This window comes from Auraticoccus cholistanensis, assembly GCF_009742705.1.
Taxonomy (GTDB): Bacteria; Actinomycetota; Actinomycetes; order Propionibacteriales; family Propionibacteriaceae; genus Auraticoccus; species Auraticoccus cholistanensis.
In genome coordinates, this window is record NZ_WPCU01000010.1 from 633,337 (window position 1) to 655,275 (window position 21,939).

Annotated in this window: 23 protein-coding genes and 1 tRNA gene; 5 read left to right on the forward strand and 19 right to left on the reverse strand. The window is 75.0% G+C overall.

The annotated features are described in order from the left end of the window. Nucleotides 1–212: hypothetical protein (locus GC722_RS17920; RefSeq protein WP_197430227.1), on the reverse strand; the 212-nt coding region annotated here is incomplete at its 3' end. Between the two features lie 427 nt (nt 213–639). Here GC722_RS17920 and helR point away from each other — a divergent pair. Next, the gene (gene helR, locus GC722_RS16445; protein ID WP_156611852.1) at nt 640–2,790 is read left to right on the forward strand and encodes an RNA polymerase recycling motor ATPase HelR; all 2,151 of its coding nucleotides are present in this window, start codon (nt 640–642) and stop codon (nt 2,788–2,790) included. On the opposite strand, the gene GC722_RS16450 is transcribed toward helR, so the two are convergent. The 3 genes from GC722_RS16450 to GC722_RS16460 all read right to left on the reverse strand — a co-directional run bounded on the left by GC722_RS16450 (nt 2,777) and on the right by GC722_RS16460 (nt 6,272). Continuing rightward, on the reverse strand, nt 2,777–3,934 hold the full coding sequence (locus GC722_RS16450) for a glycerate kinase (RefSeq protein WP_156611853.1): 1,158 nt from the start codon (nt 3,932–3,934) through the stop codon (nt 2,777–2,779). The two genes, helR and GC722_RS16450, sit on opposite strands and share 14 nt — an antisense overlap. Before the next feature lie 68 nt (nt 3,935–4,002). Then, nucleotides 4,003–4,974, reverse strand: coding sequence for a threonine dehydratase (locus GC722_RS16455; protein ID WP_156611854.1), 972 nt, complete (start codon nt 4,972–4,974; stop codon nt 4,003–4,005). A gap of 20 nt (nt 4,975–4,994) precedes the next feature. Next, nucleotides 4,995–6,272: a benzoate/H(+) symporter BenE family transporter gene (locus GC722_RS16460; RefSeq protein ID WP_156611855.1), complete on the reverse strand. Its 1,278-nt coding sequence runs from the start codon at nt 6,270–6,272 to the stop codon at nt 4,995–4,997. Nucleotides 6,273–6,495: 223 nt separating this feature from the next. Between GC722_RS16460 and GC722_RS16465 the strand changes: the two genes are divergently transcribed. From GC722_RS16465 to GC722_RS16480, 4 genes are all read left to right on the forward strand, one after another. Next, complete coding sequence (locus GC722_RS16465) at nt 6,496–7,377, forward strand: helix-turn-helix transcriptional regulator (RefSeq protein WP_331714978.1); 882 nt, start codon at nt 6,496–6,498, stop codon at nt 7,375–7,377. A 71-nt stretch (nt 7,378–7,448) separates the two neighbouring features. After that, nucleotides 7,449–7,859, forward strand: a complete 411-nt coding sequence (locus tag GC722_RS16470) for a (R)-mandelonitrile lyase (protein ID WP_156611856.1) — start codon at nt 7,449–7,451, stop codon at nt 7,857–7,859. Between the two features lie 136 nt (nt 7,860–7,995). Next, nucleotides 7,996–9,036, forward strand: a complete 1,041-nt coding sequence (locus GC722_RS16475; protein ID WP_156611857.1) for an NAD(P)-dependent alcohol dehydrogenase — start codon at nt 7,996–7,998, stop codon at nt 9,034–9,036. 5 nt (nt 9,037–9,041) lie between these two features. Continuing rightward, nucleotides 9,042–10,229 carry an MFS transporter gene (locus GC722_RS16480; protein WP_197430228.1) on the forward strand — a complete coding sequence of 396 codons (1,188 nt, stop codon included), beginning with the start codon at nt 9,042–9,044 and terminating at the stop codon, nt 10,227–10,229. A gap of 53 nt (nt 10,230–10,282) precedes the next feature. Here the strand turns inward: GC722_RS16480 and GC722_RS16485 are convergent, their stop codons facing one another. The 15 genes from GC722_RS16485 to GC722_RS16550 form a co-directional block, all read right to left on the reverse strand. Further along, nucleotides 10,283–10,894 (reverse strand): TetR/AcrR family transcriptional regulator, encoded by a 612-nt coding sequence (locus GC722_RS16485; protein ID WP_331714979.1) that lies wholly within the window; start codon nt 10,892–10,894, stop codon nt 10,283–10,285. Between the two features lie 110 nt (nt 10,895–11,004). Then, nucleotides 11,005–11,077, reverse strand: a tRNA-Ala gene (locus tag GC722_RS16490). A 69-nt stretch (nt 11,078–11,146) separates the two neighbouring features. After that, a complete protein-coding gene (locus GC722_RS16495; RefSeq protein WP_197430229.1) occupies nt 11,147–11,785 on the reverse strand; it encodes a histidine phosphatase family protein in 639 nt (212 codons plus the stop codon). Further along, nucleotides 11,782–12,150 carry a ribosome silencing factor gene (rsfS, locus tag GC722_RS16500; RefSeq protein ID WP_156611859.1) on the reverse strand — a complete coding sequence of 123 codons (369 nt, stop codon included), beginning with the start codon at nt 12,148–12,150 and terminating at the stop codon, nt 11,782–11,784. Before rsfS ends, GC722_RS16495 begins: the two co-directional genes overlap by 4 nt. A gap of 25 nt (nt 12,151–12,175) precedes the next feature. Next, complete coding sequence (gene nadD, locus GC722_RS16505; RefSeq protein ID WP_331714980.1) at nt 12,176–12,841, reverse strand: nicotinate-nucleotide adenylyltransferase; 666 nt, start codon at nt 12,839–12,841, stop codon at nt 12,176–12,178. 10 nt (nt 12,842–12,851) lie between these two features. Beyond that, nucleotides 12,852–12,995: a hypothetical protein gene (locus tag GC722_RS18705; RefSeq protein WP_231747895.1), complete on the reverse strand. Its 144-nt coding sequence runs from the start codon at nt 12,993–12,995 to the stop codon at nt 12,852–12,854. Further along, nucleotides 12,992–13,579, reverse strand: coding sequence for a GNAT family N-acetyltransferase (locus tag GC722_RS16510; protein ID WP_331714981.1), 588 nt, complete (start codon nt 13,577–13,579; stop codon nt 12,992–12,994). Before GC722_RS16510 ends, GC722_RS18705 begins: the two co-directional genes overlap by 4 nt. Further along, nucleotides 13,572–14,813, reverse strand: coding sequence for a glutamate-5-semialdehyde dehydrogenase (locus GC722_RS16515; RefSeq protein WP_156611861.1), 1,242 nt, complete (start codon nt 14,811–14,813; stop codon nt 13,572–13,574). Before GC722_RS16515 ends, GC722_RS16510 begins: the two co-directional genes overlap by 8 nt. Before the next feature lie 59 nt (nt 14,814–14,872). Further along, nucleotides 14,873–16,222, reverse strand: coding sequence for an MFS transporter (locus GC722_RS16520; RefSeq protein ID WP_156611862.1), 1,350 nt, complete (start codon nt 16,220–16,222; stop codon nt 14,873–14,875). 110 nt (nt 16,223–16,332) lie between these two features. Continuing rightward, nucleotides 16,333–16,983 (reverse strand): MBL fold metallo-hydrolase, encoded by a 651-nt coding sequence (locus GC722_RS16525; RefSeq protein ID WP_331714982.1) that lies wholly within the window; start codon nt 16,981–16,983, stop codon nt 16,333–16,335. After that, nucleotides 16,980–18,077: an S-(hydroxymethyl)mycothiol dehydrogenase gene (locus tag GC722_RS16530; protein WP_331714983.1), complete on the reverse strand. Its 1,098-nt coding sequence runs from the start codon at nt 18,075–18,077 to the stop codon at nt 16,980–16,982. The genes GC722_RS16525 and GC722_RS16530 overlap by 4 nt, the downstream gene beginning before the upstream one ends. A gap of 87 nt (nt 18,078–18,164) precedes the next feature. Continuing rightward, nucleotides 18,165–18,791 carry a PQ-loop domain-containing transporter gene (locus GC722_RS16535; protein WP_156611863.1) on the reverse strand — a complete coding sequence of 209 codons (627 nt, stop codon included), beginning with the start codon at nt 18,789–18,791 and terminating at the stop codon, nt 18,165–18,167. A 171-nt stretch (nt 18,792–18,962) separates the two neighbouring features. Further along, nucleotides 18,963–20,369 carry a hypothetical protein gene (locus GC722_RS16540; protein ID WP_156611864.1) on the reverse strand — a complete coding sequence of 469 codons (1,407 nt, stop codon included), beginning with the start codon at nt 20,367–20,369 and terminating at the stop codon, nt 18,963–18,965. Continuing rightward, nucleotides 20,366–20,839, reverse strand: a complete 474-nt coding sequence (locus GC722_RS16545) for a GtrA family protein (protein WP_156611865.1) — start codon at nt 20,837–20,839, stop codon at nt 20,366–20,368. The genes GC722_RS16540 and GC722_RS16545 overlap by 4 nt, the downstream gene beginning before the upstream one ends. Then, the gene (locus GC722_RS16550) at nt 20,836–21,846 is read right to left on the reverse strand and encodes a glycosyltransferase (RefSeq protein ID WP_156611866.1); all 1,011 of its coding nucleotides are present in this window, start codon (nt 21,844–21,846) and stop codon (nt 20,836–20,838) included. Before GC722_RS16550 ends, GC722_RS16545 begins: the two co-directional genes overlap by 4 nt. Nucleotides 21,847–21,939 lie beyond the last annotated feature (93 nt).

A 21,939-nucleotide genomic window follows, 5' to 3' on the forward strand; every position in this document is an offset into this window, starting at 1 on the left:
AGGCCGTACTGCCACTCCACCGGGCCGTCGGCGGTCTGGGTGGTGCCGGCGTAGACCACAGCTCCCGGCCCCTCGGCGCGGGCCCGCAGGCCCTCCAGCACCCAGAAGTCCCCCGTGGGCGGCGGCGGCGCCGGCGGCGTGCCGGCCTCCAGCCTCTCCTCGATGGCCCGGACGCGCTCGCTCAGCGCGGCCAGCTCGTCGTGGTCGGACATCGTCCCTCCCGTTCCGGCGAACTCACAGAGTTTCGCATCTACGTACTTACGTAGATTAACGGGCGGTCCGGTACCTGTCCATGGCGTCACGGTGTAGCGGTCAGGGCGTGGTGGTCAGGACGTGGTCGTCACGGCGCCTGCCAGTCCGCCGGCAGGTTCGGGAAGGGTTCCGGCGGCCAGGGGCCGGGAGGTGGGGAGGCGGGCTCCGGGGGCTTGCGCGCCCACCCGGAAGACGTCGGCTCATCCCCCGCCGTTACCAACGTATAGCGGACCCCCGGTCTTGCGGCAAGACCCCCGGTGGGCAGCACAATCGCACAGCGCGACCGCCCCAGCACCGCCCCAGCACCGCCCCAGCACCGCCNCCACCGTGGCCGCCGCGCTCCTGCCGCGCGCCGCCACGGCCCCTCACCGACCCCCGGAGCACCCGATGACCCCTGTGACGACCCCTGTCTTCGACCTCCCCGACCACCTCGCCGACAAGGCGGACCCGGCCCTGGTCGCCGCCGACGAGCAGCACCTGGCCGCCGTCGCCCGCGCGCTGGCGGAGCAGGTCGCCGACCTCTCCGACCGCCTCGACGTGCTGCGCCGCTCCCCCGGCGGCAAGGGCCGCGGGGCCCTCGACCGCGACCTGGAGATCCACCGGCTGAGCGGTCGGCTCCGGGTGCTGCGGCGCTTCGGCCTCGACGTGTGCCTGGGCCGGATGGTCCTCGCGGCGGGCTCCGAGCCGGTGTACGTCGGCCGGCTCGGCCTCAGCGACGGCTCGGGCCGCCGGCTGCTGGTCGACTGGCGCTCCCCCGCCGCCGAGCCGTTCTTCGCCGCCACCCACGCCTCGCCGATGGGCCTGCTCAGCCGGCGCCGCTACCGCTGGACGCGGGGCCGGGTGAGCGACTACTGGGACGAGGTCTTCACCGCCGACGGGCTGCAGGGCCACGCCGCGCTCGACGACCAGTCGGCCTTCATCGCCAGCCTGGGCAGCACCCGCTCGGCCCGGATGCGCGACGTGCTCAGCACCATCCAGGCGGACCAGGACGCCATCATCCGCGCCGGCTCCCGCGGCACCCTGGTCGTCGAGGGCGGTCCCGGCACCGGCAAGACGGTGGTCGCGCTGCACCGCGCCGCCTACCTGCTCTACTCCGACCCGCGGCTGGGTCCCGGGCGGGGCGGGGTGCTCTTCGTCGGCCCGCACCAGCCCTACCTGTCCTACGTCGCCGACGTGCTCCCCGGTCTGGGCGAGGAGGGCGTGCTGACCTGCACGGTGCGCGACCTCGTCCCGGAGGGGGCGGCCGCGCAGCCCGAGGCCGACCCCGAGGTGGCGCGGCTCAAGGCGTCGGCGGAGATGGTGCGCGCCGTCGAGCCGGCCGTCGCCCTCTACGAGGAGCCGCCCACCGAGGGGATGACGGTCGAGACGCCGTGGGCCGACCTGTGGGTCAGCCCCGCGGACTGGGCGGAGGCCTTCGGGTCGGTGGAGCCCGGGACCCCGCACAACGAGGCCCGCGACCAGGTCTGGGAGGCGCTGCTGGACCTGCTGGTCGACCAGCTCAACGACGAGGAGGTCCCGGCCGAGCTGCTGCGCCGCACGCTGGCCCGCGACGTCGGGCTCGCCCGCGCACTCGACCGGGCCTGGCCGGTGCTGGAGGCGCCCGAGCTGGTGGCCGACCTGTGGTCAGTGCCGGCCTACCTGCGCCGCTGCGCCCCGTGGCTGGACCCCGACGACGTGCGGAGGCTGCAGCGCGAGGAGACCTCGCCCTGGACGGTCTCCGACCTGCCGCTGCTGGACGCCGCCCGGCAGCGGCTGGGCGACCCGCAGGCGTCCCGGCGCCGGCGGCGCCGCGAGGCCGAGGTCGCGGCCCAGCGCGAGTACATGGACCGGGTCGTGGACGACCTGATCGCGGCCGACGACGACGGGGAGGGGCTGGTGACGGCGCTGCGGCAGCGGGACCTGCGCGACGCCCTGGTGGACGAGGGGGCGCTGCCGCCCGCGGACCCGGACCTGCTCGCCGGTCCCTTCAGCCACGTGGTGGTGGACGAGGCGCAGGAGCTGACCGACGCGGAGTGGCAGATGCTGGTGCGGCGGTGCCCGTCGCGCAGCTTCACCGTCGTCGGGGACCGGGCGCAGGCCCGCCACGGCTTCCCGGGCTCGTGGTCGGACCGGCTGGCGCGGGTGGGGCTGGACCGGGTCGAGCTGACCTCGCTCAGCATCAACTACCGCACGCCGCAGGAGGTCATGGCCGAGGCCGAGCCGGTGATCCGCAGCGTGCTCCCGCAGGCCGCCGTGCCCCGGTCGGTGCGCAGCAGCGGGCTGCCCGTGGTGCACGCCGGCACGGCCGACCTGGCGGGGATCGTCGACGGCTGGCTGGCCGCGCACCACGAGGGGACCGTCTGCGTCGTCGGCGACCCCAGCTTCCCGCCCCGCCCCCGGGTCCGCTCGCTGTCGCCCGAGCAGGTCAAGGGTCTGGAGTTCGACCTGGTCGTGCTGGTCGCCCCCGAGCGGTTCGGGACGGGTGTGGCGGGGACGGTCGACCGCTACGTCGCGATGACCCGGGCCACGAGGCAGCTGGTGGTGCTCAGCGCTGCCTGAGGGCCGGCCGGGCCGCGACCCAGTCGGCGACCGCCCGCTCCGCGGCCAGCCGGGTCCAGCGGGCGGCCTCGCCGATGGCCGAGGCCACGTCGGGGGCCAGGTCCGCGCAGGCGGCCGCGCCCACCACGCCGTGGCCGGCCAGCGCGGCCCGGTCGGCGGTCACCACACCGGCCACGGCGAGCACGTCGATACCGGAGCCGGCGGCGAGGTCGGCCACGCCGATCGGGCCCTTGCCGCGCAGCGACTGGGCGTCCAGGGAGCCCTCGCCGGTCAGCACCAGGTCGGCCCCGGCCACCGCCTCGGCCAGCCCCAGCAGGTCGGCCACCAGGTCGAAGCCGTTGCGGAGCCGGACGGGGGCGCCCAGCAGCGGGGCGCAGGCCAGGAAGGCGGCGGGCAGCCCGCCGGCCGCCCCGGCTCCCGGCACGTCGACGTCGACCCCGGTGGCCTCGCGCAGCACCTCGGCCCACCGCCGCAGCGCCGCGTCGAGGGCGGCGACGAGGGCCGGGTCGGCGCCCTTCTGCGGCGCGAACACCACCGCGGCGCCGTGCGGACCGGTCAGCGGGCTGTCCACGTCGCAGGCGAAGGAGATGCTGGCGTGGGCCAGCCGCGGCTCGAGCCCCGACAGGTCCACGGCGGCGGCGTCGCGCAGCGCCAGCCCACCCAGCGGCAGGTCGCGGCCGTCGGCGTCGAGCACCCGGGCGCCGAGGGCCCGCAGCGCACCGGAGCCGCCGTCGGTCATCGCCGAGCCGCCGATGCCCACCACCACCTCGTGCGCGCCGGCGTCCAGGGCGGCGCGCACCAGCTCGCCGGAGCCGAAGCAGTGCGCGGCGGCCGCCGTCTCCGGCGTCGGGGTGACCAGCGCCAGGCCGCTGGCCCGGGCGGTCTCCAGCACGGCGCGGCCGTCGTCGAACAGGGCCCAGTCCGCGGTGACGTGCTCGTCCAGCGGGCCGCGGACCACCGTGCTCTCCGGTCGGGCGCCGGCGGCCAGCGCGACCTCGCAGGTGCCCTCGCCGCCGTCGGCGATGGGGAGCACGGTGACCTCGGCCTCCGGCAGCACCGAGCGCACGCCGGCGGCCATCGCCTCACCGGCCTGCCGGGCGGTGAGCGAGCCCTTGAACTTGTCCGGCGCCACCAGTACGCGCATCGGTCCACCTCTCGTCCGTGCGCCCGCGGTGGCGCCCGCAGGCATTCTGGCGCACCCCGCCGGGGCGATCAGCCGGCGCTCGCGGCGAACGCGGCCTCCAGCACGTCGTGGTCGGCGTTGCCGCCGGTGAGCACCAGCCCGATCCGCCGCCCGGCGTTGGCCTCCCGCTCCGCCGTCGCGGCGGCGAGGCCGAGGGCGCCAGCCGGCTCGACCAGGTTGTGGGTGGCGCGGTACAGCTCGACCATCGCCTGCTTGGCCTGCTGGTCGCTGACCACGACGACGCGCACGCCGCCGGCGACCATGGTCGCCACCGCCGAGGGGTCCGGCACGCGGCAGGCCACCCCGTCGACGAACGTGTCAGCGCGCTCGGTCGCCACCGGGCGGCCGGCCGCCACCGACAGCGCGTAGGCCGGTGCCCCCTCGGCCACCACCCCGACCACCTCGGTCGACAGCCCCAGCAGGTCGCGGACGGCCAGGTGGGCGCTGATCCCCGACCCCATCCCCACCGGCACGTAGACCCGGTCCAGGCCCGGGGCGTCCTCGTGCATCTCCGCCGGGTAGGTGGCCACCCCCTCGACCAGCCACGGGTGGATGGCCGGCACCATGTGCAGACCCCTCTCCTCGGCCAGCGTGCGGGCGTGCTCGACCGACTCCTGGAAGTCGGAGCCGTGGACGACCACCTCGGCCCCGTAGGCGCGGGTGGCGGCGTCCTTGTCCGGGGAGTTGCCGACCGGCACCACGATGGTCACCGGCACCCCGAAGACCCCGCCGGCGTAGGCCAGCGACTGCGCGTGGTTGCCGCGGCTGGCCGAGATCACCCCGCGCCCGGGCTGCTCCTCGCGGAGCCGGGAGAGGTAGGTAAGCCCGCCGCGGACCTTGAAGGCGGCGGTCGGGTTGTGGTTCTCGTGCTTGAGCCAGGTCTCGGTGCCGGTGAGCCGCTCCAGCAGCGGCCAGCGACGGGTCGCGGTGCGCAGGACGTGCGGGGCGACGACCTGCCGGGCCCGGGTGAGGGCGTCGGCCGAGACGGTGAGCGTGGTCATGGTCCCAGTCTGGCGCCGGGTCAGCCGGTGCGGCGAGGGCTCGCCGCGGTGCGGGCGTCCGCCGGTGCCGGGTCCTCGACGCCGGCCGGCCCCGCGGACGGCGCGGGCGGGCTGGGAGGCGGACCGCCACCGAGCACGGCGCGGGCCAGCAGCCCGGCCAGCAGGGCCCAGAAGGCGGCGCTGACCCCGGCGACGGCGATCCCGGACGCGGCGGTGGCGAAGGTGATGACGACCGGGACGTGCCCACCGGGCTCGGCCAGCGCGGCCCGCAGCGAGGAGGCGAGCGTGCCCAGCAGGGCCAGTCCGGCCACCGCGGCGATCACCCCGGCCGGGGCGAGCAGCACCAGCGCCCCGAACGCGGCGGAGGCGGCGCCGAGCAGCAGCAGCACGGTGCCGCTGGTCACGCTGGCGATCCAGCGCCGGGAGCGGTCCTCCCCCGCCTCCGGCCCCGCCGCCAGCGCGGCGCTGATCGCGGCGAGGTTGATGGCGTGCCCTCCGGCCGGCGCTCCGAGCAGCGTGCCGACGCCGGTCACGACCATCGACCGGCGCCACGGCACCGGGTAGCCCAGACCCTTCATCACCGCGACCCCCGGCACGTTCTGGGAGGCCATCGTCACCAGGTAGAGCGGCAGCGTGATGCCGACCACCGCGGCGAGCGACAGCTCGGGGGCGGTCAGCTCGACCCGCGGCAGCAGCGTCGCCGGGTCGACCCTGGAGCCGGCGGCGCCGACGTGCACGGCGATCACCACCGCGGCGGCGAGGAAGGCCAGCGGCGAGGCCCAGCGGGGCGCGAGCCGCAGGGCCAGCAGCCACACGAGCACGACCGGCCCCACGGCCAGCGGGTTGGTCGCCAGCCCGGTGACCGGTCCCAGGCACAGCTGGAGCAGCACGCCGGCGAGCATCGCCTGGGCCACCGGGGCGGGGATGCGCCCGATCAGGGCCCCGAGCGGCGGCACCAGCCCGGTGAGGACGATCAGCACGCCGGTCAGCAGGAAGGCACCGACGGCCGCGGGCCAGCCGCCCTCGACCGGTGCGGTGGTGGCCAGCAGCGCCGCTCCGGGGGTGGACCAGGCGACCGTGATCGGCACCCGGGTGGACCAGGCCAGCACGATCGAGCCGAGCCCCATGGTGACGCTCACGGCCAGCAGCCCGCTGGCGGCCTGGGCCGGGTCGGCGCCGACGCCGGCGAGCCCGGCCAGCACGACGACGAAGGCGCTGGTGAAGCCGACCAGGCCCGAGACCACCCCTGCGGAGACGGGTCGGAGCAGGCTCGGCGCCGTCGTGGTCTGCGTGGTCATGCCGCGGCTCCCCTCCCGGGTGGTCGGTGGGCGAGCCGGGTCACCGGCGGCGCGGTCCGCGGCTCGGCGGTCACGCTACCGGCCGCCACCGGCACGCTGCCGGCGTCCCACCGCCCGACCGGGACGGGCCCGCCGTGCGGGTGGCGGTGCGCTGAGGGGGCCTGCTCATGGGGGGTACAGGCTCGCCCTCCCACACCGCCGGGCGGGACCTACCGTGGGAGACGTGAACGACGATCCCGGCCGCGCGGCCATCCGCGACTTCCTCACCACCCGACGGGCGAGGCTGACGCCCGCGCAGGTGGGGCTGCAGCCGGGCGGAGGACGCCGTCGGGTCGCCGGGCTGCGCCGGGAGGAGGTGGCGGTGCTCGCCGGCGTCAGCACCGACTGGTACACCCGGCTGGAGAAGGGTCACGTCAGCGGCGTCTCCGACGAGGTCTTGGACGCGGTGGCCCGGGCGCTGCAGCTCGACGAGGCCGAGCGGGTGTACCTGTTCGACCTGGCCCGGGCCGGCCGCCGGGCGAGCCGGGCCCCCCGACGGCGTCGATCGACCGTGCTGCCCGAGCGCATCCAGTGGATGCTCGACTCCATGTCGGGGTCGGCCGCCTTCGTGGCGAACGGCCGGATGGACGTGCTGGCCGCCAACGACCTCGCCCGCGCCCTCTACGCCCCGATGTTCGCGGGGACGGCGCCCGGCGAGGACCGGCCGGCCAACATCGCCCGCTTCCAGTTCCTGGACCCAGCCGCCCGCGAGCTCATCCCGGACTGGGAGGGGGCCACGGGCGTCACGGCGGCCCTGCTGCGCACCGAGGCCGGGCGCGACCCGGGCAACCGGGACCTGCGCCAGCTGGTCGGCGAGCTCTCGACGCTGAGCGAGGACTTCCGGACCCGGTGGGCCGCGCACGACGTCCGGCTGCACCACGCGGGCCACAAGCAGTTCGTCCACCCCGACGTCGGGCCGCTCGACCTCGTCTACCACTCCATGGACGTCTCGGCCGACGGCAGCCGCACGCTGGTGATGACCGTCTACACCGCCGAGCCCGGCACCGACTCCGCCGACCGGCTGCAGCTGCTGGCCAGCTGGGCCGCCTCGCGCGCCTCCCTCTGAGCCGGCCGGCGACCCCGCCACCCGTTCCCGCACCCCGCACCCCGCACCCGCACCCGCACCCGAGAAGGACCATGCAGATCACCCGCAGCACCCTCACCACCGTCAAGGGCCCCCGCGACTGGTTCACCGGCGACGTCTGGATCGACGCCGTGGCCGCCGCACCGCCGCCGTCACGGGTCAGCGCCAACCTGGTGCACTTCACGCCCGGCGCCCGCACCCACTGGCACCGCCATCCGCTGAGCCAGACCGTCTTCGTCACCGAGGGCGTCGGTCTCTGCCAGCGGCGCGGTGGTCCGGTCGAGGTCATCCGTCCCGGAGACCGCGTGCTCTTCGAGGCCGACGAGGAGCACTGGCACGGCGCCGCCCCCGACCGGCTGATGGTCCACCTGGCCATCAACGAGGGCGACGCCGACCACGACGTCGTGCACTGGCTCTCCCCCGTCACCGACGAGGAGTACGCGGCCGCCCCGGCCACCAGCTGACCCCCTCCGGCCACCTCGAACCACCCACCTCCTGGCCACCACGCCCGGACCACCCGACCGGGCCGGCCCCGCCCGGACGACCGTCGACCGGGCGCGCACCCGCGCGCCCGGGAACCCACCACGAAGGAGCTCCCCCATGCGCGTCCCCGCCTACGCCGCCCCCGCCGCCGGCCAGCCGCTGGCCCCCACCGTCGTCGAGCGTCGCCAGGTCGGCGCCCGCGACGTCCTGATCCAGATCCAGTACGCCGGCATCTGCCACTCCGACATCCACACCGTGAACGGCGACTGGGGTCCGCAGCCCTTCCCGGTGGTGCCGGGCCACGAGATCGTCGGCGTCGTGGCCGAGGTCGGAGCTGCCGTGACCCGCCACCGCGTCGGCGACCGGGTCGGGGTCGGCTGCATGGTGGCCTCCTGCCGCGAGTGCCGCAGCTGCCTCGACGGTGACGAGCAGTACTGCCTGCAGGGCATGGTCCCGACCTACGCGGGCACCGACCGCGACGGCACCACCACCCAGGGCGGCTACTCCAGCCACGTCGTCGTCGATGCCGACTACGTGCTGTCCGTCCCCGAGAGCCTCGACCCGGCCGCCGCGGCCCCGCTGCTGTGCGCCGGCATCACCACCTACGCGCCGCTGCGCCGCTGGGGGGTCGGGCCGGGCACCCGGGTGGCGGTCGTCGGGCTGGGCGGCCTGGGCCACCTGGCGGTCAAGATCGCCGCCGCGCTGGGCGCCGAGGTCACCGTGCTGTCGCAGTCGCTGAAGAAGCAGGAGGACGGGCTGCGGCTCGGCGCGCAGCACTACTTCGCGACGTCGGACCCGGCCACCTTCACCGAGCTCGCGGGCCGCTTCGACCTGGTCCTCAACACCGTCAGCGCCGCCATCGACGTCGACGCCTACCTGTCGCTGCTCGCCGTGGACGGCACGCTGGTCAACGTCGGCGCTCCGGCGGAGCCGCTGAGCCTCGACGTCTTCTCGCTGATCGGCGCCCGCCGCTCCTTCGCCGGCTCCATGATCGGCGGCATCGCGCTGACCCAGGAGATGCTCGACTTCTGCGCCGAGCACGGCATCGGGGCCGAGGTCGAGGTGATCCCCGCCGAGCGGGTGAACGAGGCCTACGAGCGGGTGCTCGCCTCCGACGTCCGCTACCGCTTCGTCATCGACACCGCAACGCTCTCCTGAGCGCCGTGCCCACCACCGCAGCCGCCCGGCGGACGCGCCTGCCGTTGGTCGCCTACGTGCTGACGGCAGGCACGTTCCTGATGGGCACGACCGAGTTCGTCGTCGCCGGGCTGCTGCCGCAGGTCGCCGCCGACTTCGGCACCACGGTCGCCCAGGCGGGGCTGAGCATCACGGTCTTCGCCGTCGGCATGATCGTCGGTGCCCCCTCGACGGCGCTGCTGACCCTGCGGCTGCCACGACGCCTCACCCTCACCCTCGCCCTGGCGGTGTACGCCGTCGGGCACGTGGTGGTCGGCTCCACCGCCAGCTTCGAGCTGCTGCTGGCAGCCCGGTTCCTGACCGCGGTGGCGACGGGGGCGTTCTGGGCGGTCGGCTCGGTGGTGGCCGCCCACGCCGCCGGGCCGGCCGCGAGCTCGCGCGCACTCGGCCTGGTGCTCGGGGGCGGGATGCTGGCCAACGTCCTCGGTGTCCCGGCGGGCTCGCTGAGCGGGCAGCTCGTCGGCTGGCGCGGCACCTTCTGGGCGCTGGCCGTGCTGGCGCTGGTGGCCGCGGTGGCGGTCGTCCGCCTCGTCCCCGCCGACGGTCCGGGCCGGGTGGTGCCGTCGGTGCGGGCCGAGCTACGGGTGCTGCGCAGCGGACGGCTGTGGCTCACGCTGGCGACCTGCGCGGGGATCACCGGTGGGGTGCTGTCCGTCTACAGCTACGTCGCCCCGCTGGTCACCGACCGGGCCGGGCTGTCGCCGGTGGTGATCCCGTTCGCGCTGATGGCCTTCGGCGTCGCGGCCCTCGTCGGCAGCGTGGTCGGCGGTCGTCTCGGCGACAACCACCCGTACGCGACCTGCCTGGTCACCGCGGCCGCGAGCGTGCTCGCCTCGGCCGGGATCTGGGCCTTCTCGGCGTCACCGCCGGCGCTGCTCGGGCTGTTCACCCTGCTGGGTCTGGTGGGACTGTCGGCCAACCCGGTGCTGGTCGCCCTCGCGGTCCGCTCGGGCGGCGACGCCCCCACCCTGGCGGCGGCGATGCCGACCTCGATCTTCAACCTGGGTACCGCGGTCGGCACCGGCATCACCAGCGCCGCCCTGGAGTCGGGCCTGGGCGCGACCGCCCCCGCCGTGGTGGGGACGGTCTCCGCCGTGCTGGTCTTCCTGCCGCTCACCACGCTCACGCTGCTCGCCCGCCGCCCGGCTCGCTGACCGGCGTCCGGCGCGACCCGGACCAGGGTGGTGGCGGACCCGCCCGACGGTGCTCAGGCGGCCAGCGCGGCGAGCACCGTCTCGCGGACCAGCCAGGGGGCGTCCTCGGCGGCCACCTCGCCGCGGTGCACGGCGGCCGAGGCGCCGTGCAGGACGGCCTGGACCACCCCCAGCTGCCACTCCAGGGGCATGTCGCCGCGGAACCTGCCCGCCTCCCGGCCGCGCTCGAGCAGGCCGCGGACCCGGACCGCGAGCCCCTCGTGGGCGCGACGCATCTGCTCCGGCGGCAGCGCCCGGGAGGCGGCGACCACGACCGCCCCGAACCGGTGGGTCAGCTGCCAGGTGGCCTCCAGCAGCCGGCCCAGCGCCTCACGCGGGTCGCCGTCGAGGTCCAGCTGGGCCAGCGCCTCGTCGGTCTGCGCGATGGCCCGGTCGACCACCTCGGCGACGAGGGCCGTCCGGGAGCCGAAGTGGCCGTAGAGGGTCACCCGCCCGACGCCCGCGGCGCGGGCGACCTCGTTCATGCTGGCGTCGGGGTCGACGGCGAGCAGCCGGGTGGCCGCCTCGACGAGGGCCTCGATGTTGCGGCGGGCGTCGGCGCGTCTGGGGCGCCCCGGGCCCGGCCCACCCACCGGGGTGGCCGCGCCGGTCTCCGTGGCTCCCACCGGGCACCTCCTCGCGAACGGGCGCGCTCATGCTAGCGGCGCCACGAGGAGGGCCGGGCAGAACGCGACGGACCCCCGGCCGCTGCTGCGACCGGGGGTCCAGATGGTTGTGGAGCTAAGGGGATTCGAACCCCTGACCTCTTCCATGCCATGGAAGCGCGCTACCAACTGCGCCATAGCCCCGTGCGAGAGCCCCCTCGCGGGGACCCGGAGACAATAGCGCGGCGCCGCGGCCGCGCACAAATCGGCGCCTCAGCCCACCAGCCCCGACAGGTTCTGCTGCCCGGCACCGACGTTGTAGCCGTCGACGCGCCAGCGGGCGCCGACCCGGGTGAGGGAGATCCAGTGGCAGTTGCGGATGCCGGTGAACATCCGGGCCGCGACCAGGTCCAGCCCCAGGAAGGCGGCGAACCCGACGCGGGCGGCGAGGCCGTGGGTGGCCACCAGCACGACGTCGTGGTCGTCGGCGTCCTCGGCCACCTCGGTGAGGGCCTCGCGGAAGCGGTCGGCGACCTCGCCCAGCGACTCCCCCGTGGCCGAGCGCCGGACGTCCTCACCGGCGTTCTCCCGCTCCAGGTAGGTCGGGTCCTCCGCCATCACCTCGGCCAGCGTCAGACCCTCCCAGGAGCCCACCGAGATCTCGCGGAACCGCTTGTCCAGGGTGGCGGTGAGCCCGGTGACGGCCTCCACCGCCGCCACGGTCTGGCGGGTGCGGAGCAGGTCGGAGCTGTGCAGCCGGGTGATGCCCTCGTGACGCAGCTGCAGGGCCGCCTGCTCGGCCTGGGCGGTGCCGACCTCGTCGAGCTCGATGTCGGCCTGCCCCTGGAACCGCCCCTCGGCGTTCCAGCTGGTCTGGCCGTGGCGGAGCAGCAGCAGCCGGCGAGCCGTCACCGGTCCTCCTGCACGCCCAGCTCGATGCGGGGGCAGTCGCCCCACAGCCGCTCCAGGGCGTACAGCGTCCGTTCCTCGGTGTGCTGGACGTGGACGACCAGGTCGAGGTAGTCCAGCAGCACCCAGCGCTGCTCGCGGTTGCCCTCGCGCCGGGTGGGCTTGGCGCCGAGCTCGCGCAGCTTCTCCTCGATCCCGTCCACCACGGCGCCGACCTGGCGCTCGTTGGCGGCGGTGACCAGCAGGAAGGTGTCGGTGATGGCGAGCTGCTCGGAGACGTCGTAGGCGACGATGTTGGTGCCGAGCTTGTCGGCCGCGGCGTGCGCGGCGGCGGTGGTGAGCTCGATGGCGCGGTCGGTGGCCGCCATGTGGTTCCCTTCGTGGACGTCTGGGTCAGGCTGGGTGCGGCGCGTCGTCGCCGAGCTGGTACAGGCCGCGCTTCTGGATGTACTGCACGATGCCGTCGGGGACGAGGTACCAGATCGGCTCGCCGGCAAGGGCGCGGGCCCGGCAGGCCGTGGAGGAGATGGCCAGCGCCGGCACCTCCAGCAGGGTGATCTTGTCCGGCGGCAGGTGCGCGACGGCGGGCGACTCGAGCTCCACCCCGGGCCGGGTCACCCCGACGAAGTGGGCCAGGTCGAAGAGCTGGTCGGCGCCGCGCCAGGTGAGGATCTGGGCCAGGGCGTCGGCGCCGGTGATGAAGAACAGGTCGACGTCGTCGCCGCGCTCGGCCCGCAGGTCCTTGAGGGTGTCGACGGTGTAGGTGTCGCCGCCGCGCTCGATGTCGACCCGGCTGACGGTGAAGCGCGGGTTGGAGGCGGTGGCGATGGTCGTCATCAGGTACCGGTCCTCGGCCGAGGAGACCCGCCGGGCCTTCTTCTGCCAGGGCCGCCCGGTGGGGACGAACACCACCTCGTCGAGGTAGAACTTGCTGGCCACCTCGCTGGCGGCCACCAGGTGGCCGTGGTGGATGGGGTCGAAGGTGCCACCCATGACCCCCAGCCGGTAGCGCTGCCCGTGCGGGGTGCCGGGCTTGCGGGCGAGGCCCGTCTCACTCACTCCGGGCGCCTCAGCTGTGGGGGCGGCGGGTCGAGTAGCCGTGCAGCACGAGGAGCGCGATGGCGAGCAGGGCGAAGGCCACCACACCGAACACCCAGGCAGGCATGGGCAGCTCGCGGTGCGCGGCCTCGAGGAGGACCAGGGCAGCAGTCATGCGGGCACCCTACCGCCTGGCGCCCGGCGGCCCCGCCACGCCTGGGCGGTGGTGCGGAACACCACGTGGGGCCGCAGCGGGCTGCCCACCTCCAGCGCCGGGTGCTCGAAACGGGTGTGCAGCTCCATCCCCAGCCGTCGCATCACGGCCTGGGAGGGCAGGTTGAGGACCGCGGTCATGGACCACACCTCGGCGAGCCCGACCGGGCCGAAGGCGTGGTCGAGCACCGCGGTCGCGGCCTCGGTGGCGTAGCCCTGGCCCCAGCCGGAGCGGGCCAGCCGCCAGCCCACCTCCACCCCACCGGCACCGGGCACGCCGTCGGGCATGGCCAGCAGCCCGACAAAGCCGATGCACACCCCGGTGGCCACCGGGGTGACGGCCCACAGCCCCCAGCCGCGCTCGGCGAAGCTCTGCTCGATCCGCTGCAGCAGCTGGTCGGTGCGGGCCCGGTCCTGGGTGGAGGGGAAGTAGCGCATCACCTCCGGGTCGGCGTTGAGCGCGGCCAGGGCCTCCCGCTCGGCCGGTCCCCAGCCGCCCAGCCGCAGCCGCCCGGTGACCAGCGGCGGGACGACGACCTCAGCCACGGACCTGGCCGTCGCCCACCACCACGTACTTCGTCGAGGTCATCTCGGCCAGCCCCATGGGGCCGCGGGCGTGCAGCTTCTGCGTGGAGATGCCGATCTCGGCACCGAAGCCGAACTCGCCGCCGTCGACGAAGCGGCTGGACGTGTTGACCAGCACCGCGGCGGCGTCCACCTCGGCGGTGAAGCGGTCCGCGGCCCGCACCGAGCCGGTGACGATGGTCTCGGAGTGCCCGCTGGAGTAGCGGCGGACGTGGGCCAGCGCCGCGTCGAGGTCGTCGACCACGGCCACCGACAGGTCCAGCGAGAGCGCCTCCTCGGTGAAGTCCTCCTCGGTGGCGGGCACCACCCGGTCGTCGAGGGCGACCACGTCGGCGTCCCCGTGCACGGTGACCTCGTGCTGGGCCAGCACCGCCAGCGCCCGGGGCAGGAACTCCGCGGCGATGTCGCGGTGCACCAGCATCGTCTCCAGGGAGTTGCACACCGACGGCCGGCGGACCTTGGCGTCGACCATGATGCCCAGCGCGACGTCCTGGTCGGCGGTGGCGTCGACCACCAGGTGGCAGTTGCCGGTGCCGGTCTCGATCACCGGCACCTGCGACCCGGTGACGACCGCGTTGATCAGCCCGGCGCCGCCGCGCGGGATCAGCACGTCGACCAGCCCCCGCGCGGCCATCATCTCCTTGGTCACCTCGCGTCCGCCGGCGACCAGCTGCACCACGTCGGGGTCGACGCCCACCGCCTGCAGCCCGCGGCGCAGCGCGGCGGTGACGGCGGTGTTGGACTGCAGCGCCGAGGACGAGCCGCGCAGCAGGGCGGCGTTGCCCGACTTCAGGCAGATCCCGGCCGCGTCGGCGGTGACGTTGGGGCGGGCTTCGTAGATGATCCCCACCACCCCGAGCGGGACCCGCAGCTGGCGGACCTGGACGCCGTTGGGGTTGGTCCAGCCGCGGACCACGTCACCCACCGGGTCGGGCAGCCCGGCGAGCTGGCGCAGGCCGTCCACCATGGCCGTCACCCGGGCCGGGGTCAGCCGCAGCCGGTCCACCAGCGCGGGCGCGGCCCCGGACTCCTCGGCGGCGGACACGTCACGGGCGTTGGCGGCGAGGACGTCCTCCTCCGCCGCCGCCAGGGCGTCGGCCATGGCGTGCAGGGCCGCGTCCTTGACCGCCCTGGACGCGGTGGCGAGGCTGCGGGAGGCGTCCTTGGCGGCACGGGCCTGGTCGCTGAACTGCATGGGGGAACTCTAGTTCGACCGGCGTGACGACCGCAGGTGCGATCCGGGCGCGCGCGGGCTCAGCGCCGCTCGGCGCCGGCCGGGTCGGGCTCGGCGAGCGGCACGGGCTGGACCTGGTGGGCCACGGCCTTCCAGCGGCGCTGGCTGGCCAGCGCGACCACGGCGGCCAGCGCGAGCGCGGCCGAGGCACCGGCGTAGGACCAGTCGACGCCGTGGTAGTCGATCAGCACCCCCGCGAGCGCGGTGCCGGCGGCCGCCCCGGTGGTGTTGGCCGCGGAGAGGAAGGACTGGGCCTCGTTCAGCCGGTCGACCGGGGCCAGCTCGTCCACCAGGTGCTGCTGCATGATCAGCGTGGGGGCGATGGTGATGCCGGTGACGAACAGCAGCGGCAGCACGGCAGCCAGCCCGGCGTCCGGCCAGCGCATCAGCAGGGCCATGCAGGCCAGCAGCGCCGAGAAGGCCGCCAGCAGCACCAGCACGGCGTGCCGCTCCTGGAACCGCCAGGTCCGGGCGCCGTAGGCCAGGCCGCCGATGGTGCTGCCGCCGGCGATGGCGGCGAAGAAGATGCCGACCTGGTCGGTGCTGCCCAGCAGCAGCCCGGCGGTGGCGGCCATCGAGGTGTCGAGCTGGCCGAAGCCGATGCTCAGCATCAGCATCACCGCCAGCACGCTCGACACCCCGCCGATCAGCACCACCGGCACCCGCCGGCGCGGGGCCAGCAGCTCCTGCTGACCGTGCTCGTCGTACCCGCGCGACGGCGCCTCGGGCTCGTCCCGGGTGCCGCCGCTGTGCCGGGCGGCGTCGGTGCGGCAGTAGGCCAGCGCCCCGCCGGCCAGCAGCGCGGCGGTGATGTAGAGCGGGACCCCGGAGGGGGTGAGCACCAGCAGCAGCGAGAGCAGCAGCGGCCCGCCGACGAAGATCAGCTCCACCGAGGTGCCGTCGAGGGCGAAGGCGACCCGGCGGGAGGCCCGGTCGGGGAAGATCACCCGCCACGCCGAGCGGATCGCCGGGCTCATCGGCGGGAAGCTGAGCCCAGCCACCAGAGCCAGCGCGAGCAGCACCGAGGAGGGGGCTCCGCCCACGGTGGCCACCCCCAGCGCCACCATCGTCAGCGCGCTGACGACCGCGGTGGGGGCGAGCACCCGCGGCTGGCCGAGGCGGTCCATCAGCCGACCCCACAGCGGCATCCCGACCGCCGAGCCGAGGGCGAAGGCCCCGGTGACGAAGCCGGCCAGGCTGTAGGCGCCGCGCTCACGCTCGATCAGCAGCAGCATCCCCAGCGGGGCCATGGCGATCGGCAGGCGGGCGACCAGCGCGGCGAAGAAGGGCTTGGCCGCGGGGCCGTGACCCAGCAACCGGGCGTAGGCCCGTACTCCCGTGCCCAGACCGTGCTCGCCGACCGACCCCACGCCACCCACCTGCTTGCTCCGTCACCCTCGTACCGGCCCGGACTGAATCGTTCGAGCCACCGGCTGACGCTATCCGAACCGGCCCGTCGGGCCAACCCGGTAGCCGGCGCTCAGTGCCCCCGGTCGATCCACTCCTGGCGGTGCGGCGCCTCGGCGCCGATGGTGGTGGAGTCGCCGTGCCCGGTGTGCACCACCGTCTCCGGCGGGAGGGTGAGCAGCCGACCGGTGATCGAGTCGATGATCGTCTCGAAGCTGGACCAGGAGCGGCCCGTGGCGCCCGGCCCGCCGGCGAAGAGGGTGTCGCCGGTGAACACCACGCCCTGCTCCGGCAGCAGGAAGCAGCAGCTGCCGGGGCTGTGGCCGGGGGTGTGCAGCACGGTCAGCGTGGTCCCCGCCACCGACAGCTGCTGGCCGTCGGCCAGGTCGGCGTCGGGGCCGGTGTCGGCGTGCACGGCGTCCCACAGCATCCGGTCGTCGGGGTGCAGGTGGACCGGGGCGTCGACGGCGTCGGCCAGCTCGCGGGCGGCGTCGACGTGGTCGTCGTGGGCGTGGGTGAGCAGCACCGCCAGCACCCGCCGGCCGCCGACGAGCTCGAGGATGGCGCGGGCGTCGTGGGGGGCGTCGACGACCACGCACTCGGTGTCGTCGCCGACGACCCAGACGTTGTTGTCGACGTCCCAGGTGCCGCCGTCGAGGGAGAAGGTGCCGGAGGTGATCGTCCGGTCGATCCGCACGCCGCCGCCGGGCGCGACGGCGCTCACGAGGCCTCCCCGATCATGACCACCGAGCGCAGCACGTCGCCGGCGTGCATCTTGGCGAAGGCCGCCTCCACGTCGCCGATCCCGATCCGCTCGGTGACGAACCGCGACAGGTCGATCCGGCCCTGGGTGTGCAGGTCGATGAGCATCGGGAAGTCGCGGCTGGGCAGGCAGTCGCCGTACCAGGAGGACTTGAGCGCCCCGCCGCGGCCGAACACGTCGATCATCGGCAGCGTGATCTCCATGGTCGGGTTGGGCACGCCGACCAGCACGACGGTGCCGGCGAGGTCGCGGGCGTAGAAGGCCTGCCGGTAGGTCTCCGGGCGGCCGACCGCCTCGATGGCGACGTCCACGCCGAAGCCCCCGGTCAGCTCGCGGATCGCCTCCACCGGGTCGGTCTCGCGCGAGTTGATGGTGTGGGTGGCGCCCATCTCGGTGGCCAGGGCGAGCTTGCGGTCGTCGATGTCGACGGCGATGATCCGGGCCGCGCCGGCCAGCCGCGAGCCGAGCACGGCCGCGTCGCCGACGCCGCCGCAGCCGAACACCGCCACGCTGTCGCCGCGGGTGACGCCGCCGGTGTTGATGGCGGCACCCACCCCGGCCATCACCCCGCAGCCGAGCAGCCCGGCGACCTCGGGCGGGGCGGCGGGGTCGACCTTGGTGCACTGCCCGGCCGCGACCAGCGTCTTCTCGGCGAAGGCGCCGATGCCCAGCGCGGCGGTGAGCTCGGTGCCGTCGAGCAGCGTCATCTTCTGGGTGGCGTTGTGGGTGGCGAAGCAGTACCAGGGACGTCCGCGTCGGCAGGCCCGGCAGTCGCCGCAGACGGCGCGCCAGTTCAGGACCACGTAGTCGCCCACCGCGACGTCGGTGACGCCCTCACCCACCTGGCTGACCACGCCGGCGGCCTCGTGGCCGAGCAGGAAGGGGAACTCGTCGTTGATGCCGCCGTCGCGGTAGTGCATGTCGGTGTGGCAGACGCCGCAGGCCTGCACGTCGACCACCACCTCCCCCGGGCCGGGGTCGGGGACCACGATCGTGGTCAGCTCCACCGGGGCGTCCTTGCTGCGGGCGATGACGCCCTGCACCTGTGTCGGCACTGGTCCTCCTCCTCCACGGCGGCGCGGTCGTCCGACGCCGCTCGGGGCGAGCCTAACGAGCCGGCACCGGCCCGGGACAGCCGCGGCTCAGGCGGCCAGCGTGAGGTCGTCCGGGCGCGGGCGGCCCAGCGCCGGCACCCCGGCCCGGCGCAGCAGGAACCAGATCAGGTTGAGCAGGCAGAACACCCCCATGGCGCTGGCCACCAGCAGGGTGGAGACCTCCTGGGCGAGCAGCGCCCAGCTCCCCCACAGCAGCTGCATGGCCACGGCGATCACCAGGTAGGGGGCCGAGATCCCCTCCAGCGCGGTGCCGGTGGCGATCTCGCGCAGCTGCGCTCCCACCCCGACCACGCCGGAGGCGAAGGCGACGACCGCGAAGGCCACCGGTCCGAGCACGAGGTCCGTGGTCAGCCCGACCGCGGCGATGCCGGCCGAGACCGCGAGCACCGGCAGCCGGCGCAGCCCGCGGTCGGCGCAGATCATCAGCACGATGGCCAGCGCCAGCGCGCCCAGCACCACGTTGGGGAAGGCCATGTTGGCGCTGCCGACGAGGACGCCGTGGCCGGTCCAGCTGACGGCGCCGCCGACGCTCAGCTGCCACAGCACGAGGGAGCAGCCGTCGCTGGAGCGGCTGCGGAGCAGACGGAGGAGCTGGGGGGTGGCGGAGAGCATGCCGATGGCGGCAGCCACCCACCCGAGCACGAGGACGAGCACGACGACTCCTTGGCCGGTCGCGGGAGGTAAGGGGACCTGCCGGTACGCCGTCGTCCGTGCAGCGGGCACAGCCTAGGGGGTACGACGCCTCCCGTGCAGTAACGATCCAGAACGGCCGCCGGGGCGTGTCCCCCGGCCGGTGCCGCGAGAGCGTCCGGGCACCTGACCGGGTCAGCTGCGCGGGTCCTCGCCGGCCGCCGTCCGCCGGCCCGCCAGCAGCAGACCGAGCGCGACCGTGACCGCGACGGCCGGCCAGAAGGTGTAGCGGAAGTGGTTGGCCGGCACGGTCGGCAGGTAGCCAGCGACGTAGCACAGCGCGGAGAGGGCGAGGGCCAGCACGGCCGGCCGGAAGGGCCCGGCGCGGCGGCTGAGGACCACGCAGACCACCCCCAGGACGGACCAGAACCAGGGCTTGAACAGCCACGGCAGCGACTCCGCGGCGAAGTCCTGCACGTAGTAGCGGGCGGTGACGTCGGCGATGCGGCTCTGCGGGCCCAGCCCCACGTCCTCGGCGTCCCCGCGCCAGTCGTAGGCCCACCACTCCAGCTCGGAGCTGAAGAAGTAGTAGCTGAAGACGGCCGCCCGGTAGCCGAGGTAGCGCAGCGGGTGGGTGACGACGTGGTCGGACCAGAGCCGGCGGATCTCCTCCTGGTGCTCCAGCGGGGAGAAGATCTCCCCACCCACCCCGCGGCCGTAGCAGTTGAAGTAGGAGTCCCAGATCTCGCCCATCTCGTAGCAGCGGGCCCGCGACTCCGCGATGCGCTGCTTGAGCGCCGCCGGGGCGTCGCTGGCCTGCAGCTCGGCGTCGGGGACGCTGAACATGACGTCGTCGAGCATGATCTGGGTGACCGAGCCGGTGCTCTGCACCTGCTTGGCCGAGCCGACGGCCCGGTCCAGGGCCACCGAGGCGACACCGAGCACGAGCAGGGCGGCCAACCCGGCCGCGGCGACCCCGCTCCAGCGCGGGCGACGCCGCGGACGCAGCGTGCGCAGCACCGTCCAGCCGATCAGCCCCGCGAGCGGCACCAGCGCGAGGACGGCGTTCTTGCGGACGTCGGTGGCGTAGACCAGCAGCACCAGCGCGGGCACGAGCAGCAGCAGGCTGACCGGGCGCCGGTGGTCCACCAGCAGCACCAGCGCCACGCCGGCGAGCAGGGCGACGGCCATCTGGGTGTCCTTGAACAGCACCGCGCTCTGCCCCAGCACCCACGGCGTCATCGGCAGCAGCAGCGCCCACCAGGTCCAGCGGCGCCGTCCGGTGCGCCGGTGCACGACCAGCGACAGCAGCCACACGGCCCCGAAGAGGACCCCGGTCTGCAGCACGAACAGCGACCCGACGTCCCCGGTCGTCTCGATCAGCAGCTCCCACAGCGCGCTCATCACCGGCGGGTGCCAGTCGGTGTAGGGGATCTCCCCCAGCGCCTGCCTGGCCTGGTAGGCGACGTCGACGTTGGCGCGACCGGGGTAGCTCAGCCTCAGCACGAACCACGCCTGGGGGACGAGCACCAGCAGCGAGAGCACCGCCCAGCCCACCCGGGTCCGGGCCAGCGCGTCGAGGCGGGCCAGCAGGGTGCTCACCGTGCGTCGCTCCCCGGCTGGGGCGCGACCGGCTCCGCGACCGGGCGGAACACCCAGCTGCGGTAGGCCCAGAAGCGGAAGGCGGTGGCCAGCGCGAACCCGACGACGTTGGTGGCGATGTTGTACGACAGCGGGTCCCGCAGGCCGAGCAGGTACCAGGTGACGCCGGTGGGCAGCAGCACGACCAGCATCGAGACGAGGTTGACCACCAGGTAGCGCGCGGCGCTGCCCACCGGCGAGCCGGTGCGGCGCTCGCCGTAGGTCCACAGCAGGTTGCCCAGCCAGGCCAGCGCCATGGCCACCAGGAAGGCGGTGGCGCGGGCCGGCAGCGGGGCCTCCGCCAGCGGCGCGGGCACCGGGCCGGCGCCGTACAGCAGCAGGTTGGACAGGCCCACGTCGACCAGGTAGGTGAGCCCTCCCACCACCGCGAAGCGGACGACCTCCCGACCCAGCGAGGACGCCCGGGTCATGCGGTCCGGGTCAGCGGCGCCCGGCCCGCGACCGGGTCGGGGTGGAGCTCGTCGGCGCTGCGGTGCTCCAGCGTCGGGGCCAGCCTGAGGTAGGTGAGCCGGGCCGACTCGCGGCGGGCGCGGAGCAGCCCGTCGAGGATCAGCCCGACGCTGCCCATCAGGAAGGCCAGCCCCATCAGCGCCGCGGCCAGCACGGCGGTGGGCAGCCGCGGCACCAGACCGGTCTCGGCGTACTCGGCCACCACGGGGACGCCGAGGAGGAGCGAGAGCGCGGCCAGCCCGAGCGACAGCACGCCGTAGAACAGGGTGGGACGCTCGTGGCGCACCAGCTGGGCCAGCAGGCCGAGGATGCGCAGCCCGTCGCCGACGGTGGACAGCTTGGACTCGCTGCCCTCGGGACGCTCGCGGAAGCCCACCGGGTGCTCCGCGCAGGGCAGCCGCAGCGACATCATGTGGACGGTGAGCTCGGTCTCGGTCTCGAAGCGCCTGCTGATGGCCGGGAACGACTTCACGAACCGGCGCGAGAACACCCGGTAGCCCGACAGCATGTCGCTGACCGGCGCACGGAACAGGGCGCTCGTCAGCCGGTTGAAGATCTTGTTCCCGGTCTCGTGGCCGGGCCGGTACGACGACGTCTGCCGGGTGTCGCGGCGCACGCCGAGCACGTGGTCGTAGGGGCCGTCCAGCAGCTTGTCGATCATGGCGGGCAGGTCGCCCGCCTCGTAGGTGTCGTCGCCGTCGATGGTGACGTAGACGTCGGCGTCGATGTCGGCGAAGGCCCGGCGGATCACGTTGCCCTTGCCGGGCAGGGACTCCCGGCGTACCACGGCACCGGCCTCCAGGGCCCGCTCGGCGGTGCGGTCGGTGCTGTTGTTGTCGTAGACGTAGACGACCATGCCGGGGACGGCGGCCCGGAGGTCGCGGACGACCTTGGCGACCGTGATCTCCTCGTCGTGGCACGGGACGATGGCGGCGATCCGCAGACCGAGCCGGTCCTGTGCAGGCATGGCGTCCTCCCGTCCTGGTCTCCGCCCACCGGGTGGGCGGTTCCCGACGCTAGACCAGCCGGACGGGCGTGGACGGCCCCCGGAGCCCCCTCC

What these genes read in the sequence shown, in the direction of transcription:
- helR (WP_156611852.1), top strand. Translation starts at nt 640, where the DNA reads ATGACCCCTGTGACGACCCCTGTCTTCGACCTCCCCGACCACCTCGCC.
- GC722_RS16450 (WP_156611853.1), bottom strand. Translation starts at nt 3,934, where the DNA reads ATGCGCGTACTGGTGGCGCCGGACAAGTTCAAGGGCTCGCTCACCGCC.
- GC722_RS16455 (WP_156611854.1), bottom strand. Translation starts at nt 4,974, where the DNA reads ATGACCACGCTCACCGTCTCGGCCGACGCCCTCACCCGGGCCCGGCAG.
- GC722_RS16460 (WP_156611855.1), bottom strand. Translation starts at nt 6,272, where the DNA reads ATGACCACGCAGACCACGACGGCGCCGAGCCTGCTCCGACCCGTCTCC.
- GC722_RS16470 (WP_156611856.1), top strand. Translation starts at nt 7,449, where the DNA reads ATGCAGATCACCCGCAGCACCCTCACCACCGTCAAGGGCCCCCGCGAC.
- GC722_RS16475 (WP_156611857.1), top strand. Translation starts at nt 7,996, where the DNA reads ATGCGCGTCCCCGCCTACGCCGCCCCCGCCGCCGGCCAGCCGCTGGCC.
- rsfS (WP_156611859.1), bottom strand. Translation starts at nt 12,150, where the DNA reads ATGGCGGCCACCGACCGCGCCATCGAGCTCACCACCGCCGCCGCGCAC.
- GC722_RS18705 (WP_231747895.1), bottom strand. Translation starts at nt 12,995, where the DNA reads ATGACTGCTGCCCTGGTCCTCCTCGAGGCCGCGCACCGCGAGCTGCCC.
- GC722_RS16515 (WP_156611861.1), bottom strand. Translation starts at nt 14,813, where the DNA reads ATGCAGTTCAGCGACCAGGCCCGTGCCGCCAAGGACGCCTCCCGCAGC.
- GC722_RS16545 (WP_156611865.1), bottom strand. Translation starts at nt 20,839, where the DNA reads ATGACCCGGGCGTCCTCGCTGGGTCGGGAGGTCGTCCGCTTCGCGGTG.
- GC722_RS16550 (WP_156611866.1), bottom strand. Translation starts at nt 21,846, where the DNA reads ATGCCTGCACAGGACCGGCTCGGTCTGCGGATCGCCGCCATCGTCCCG.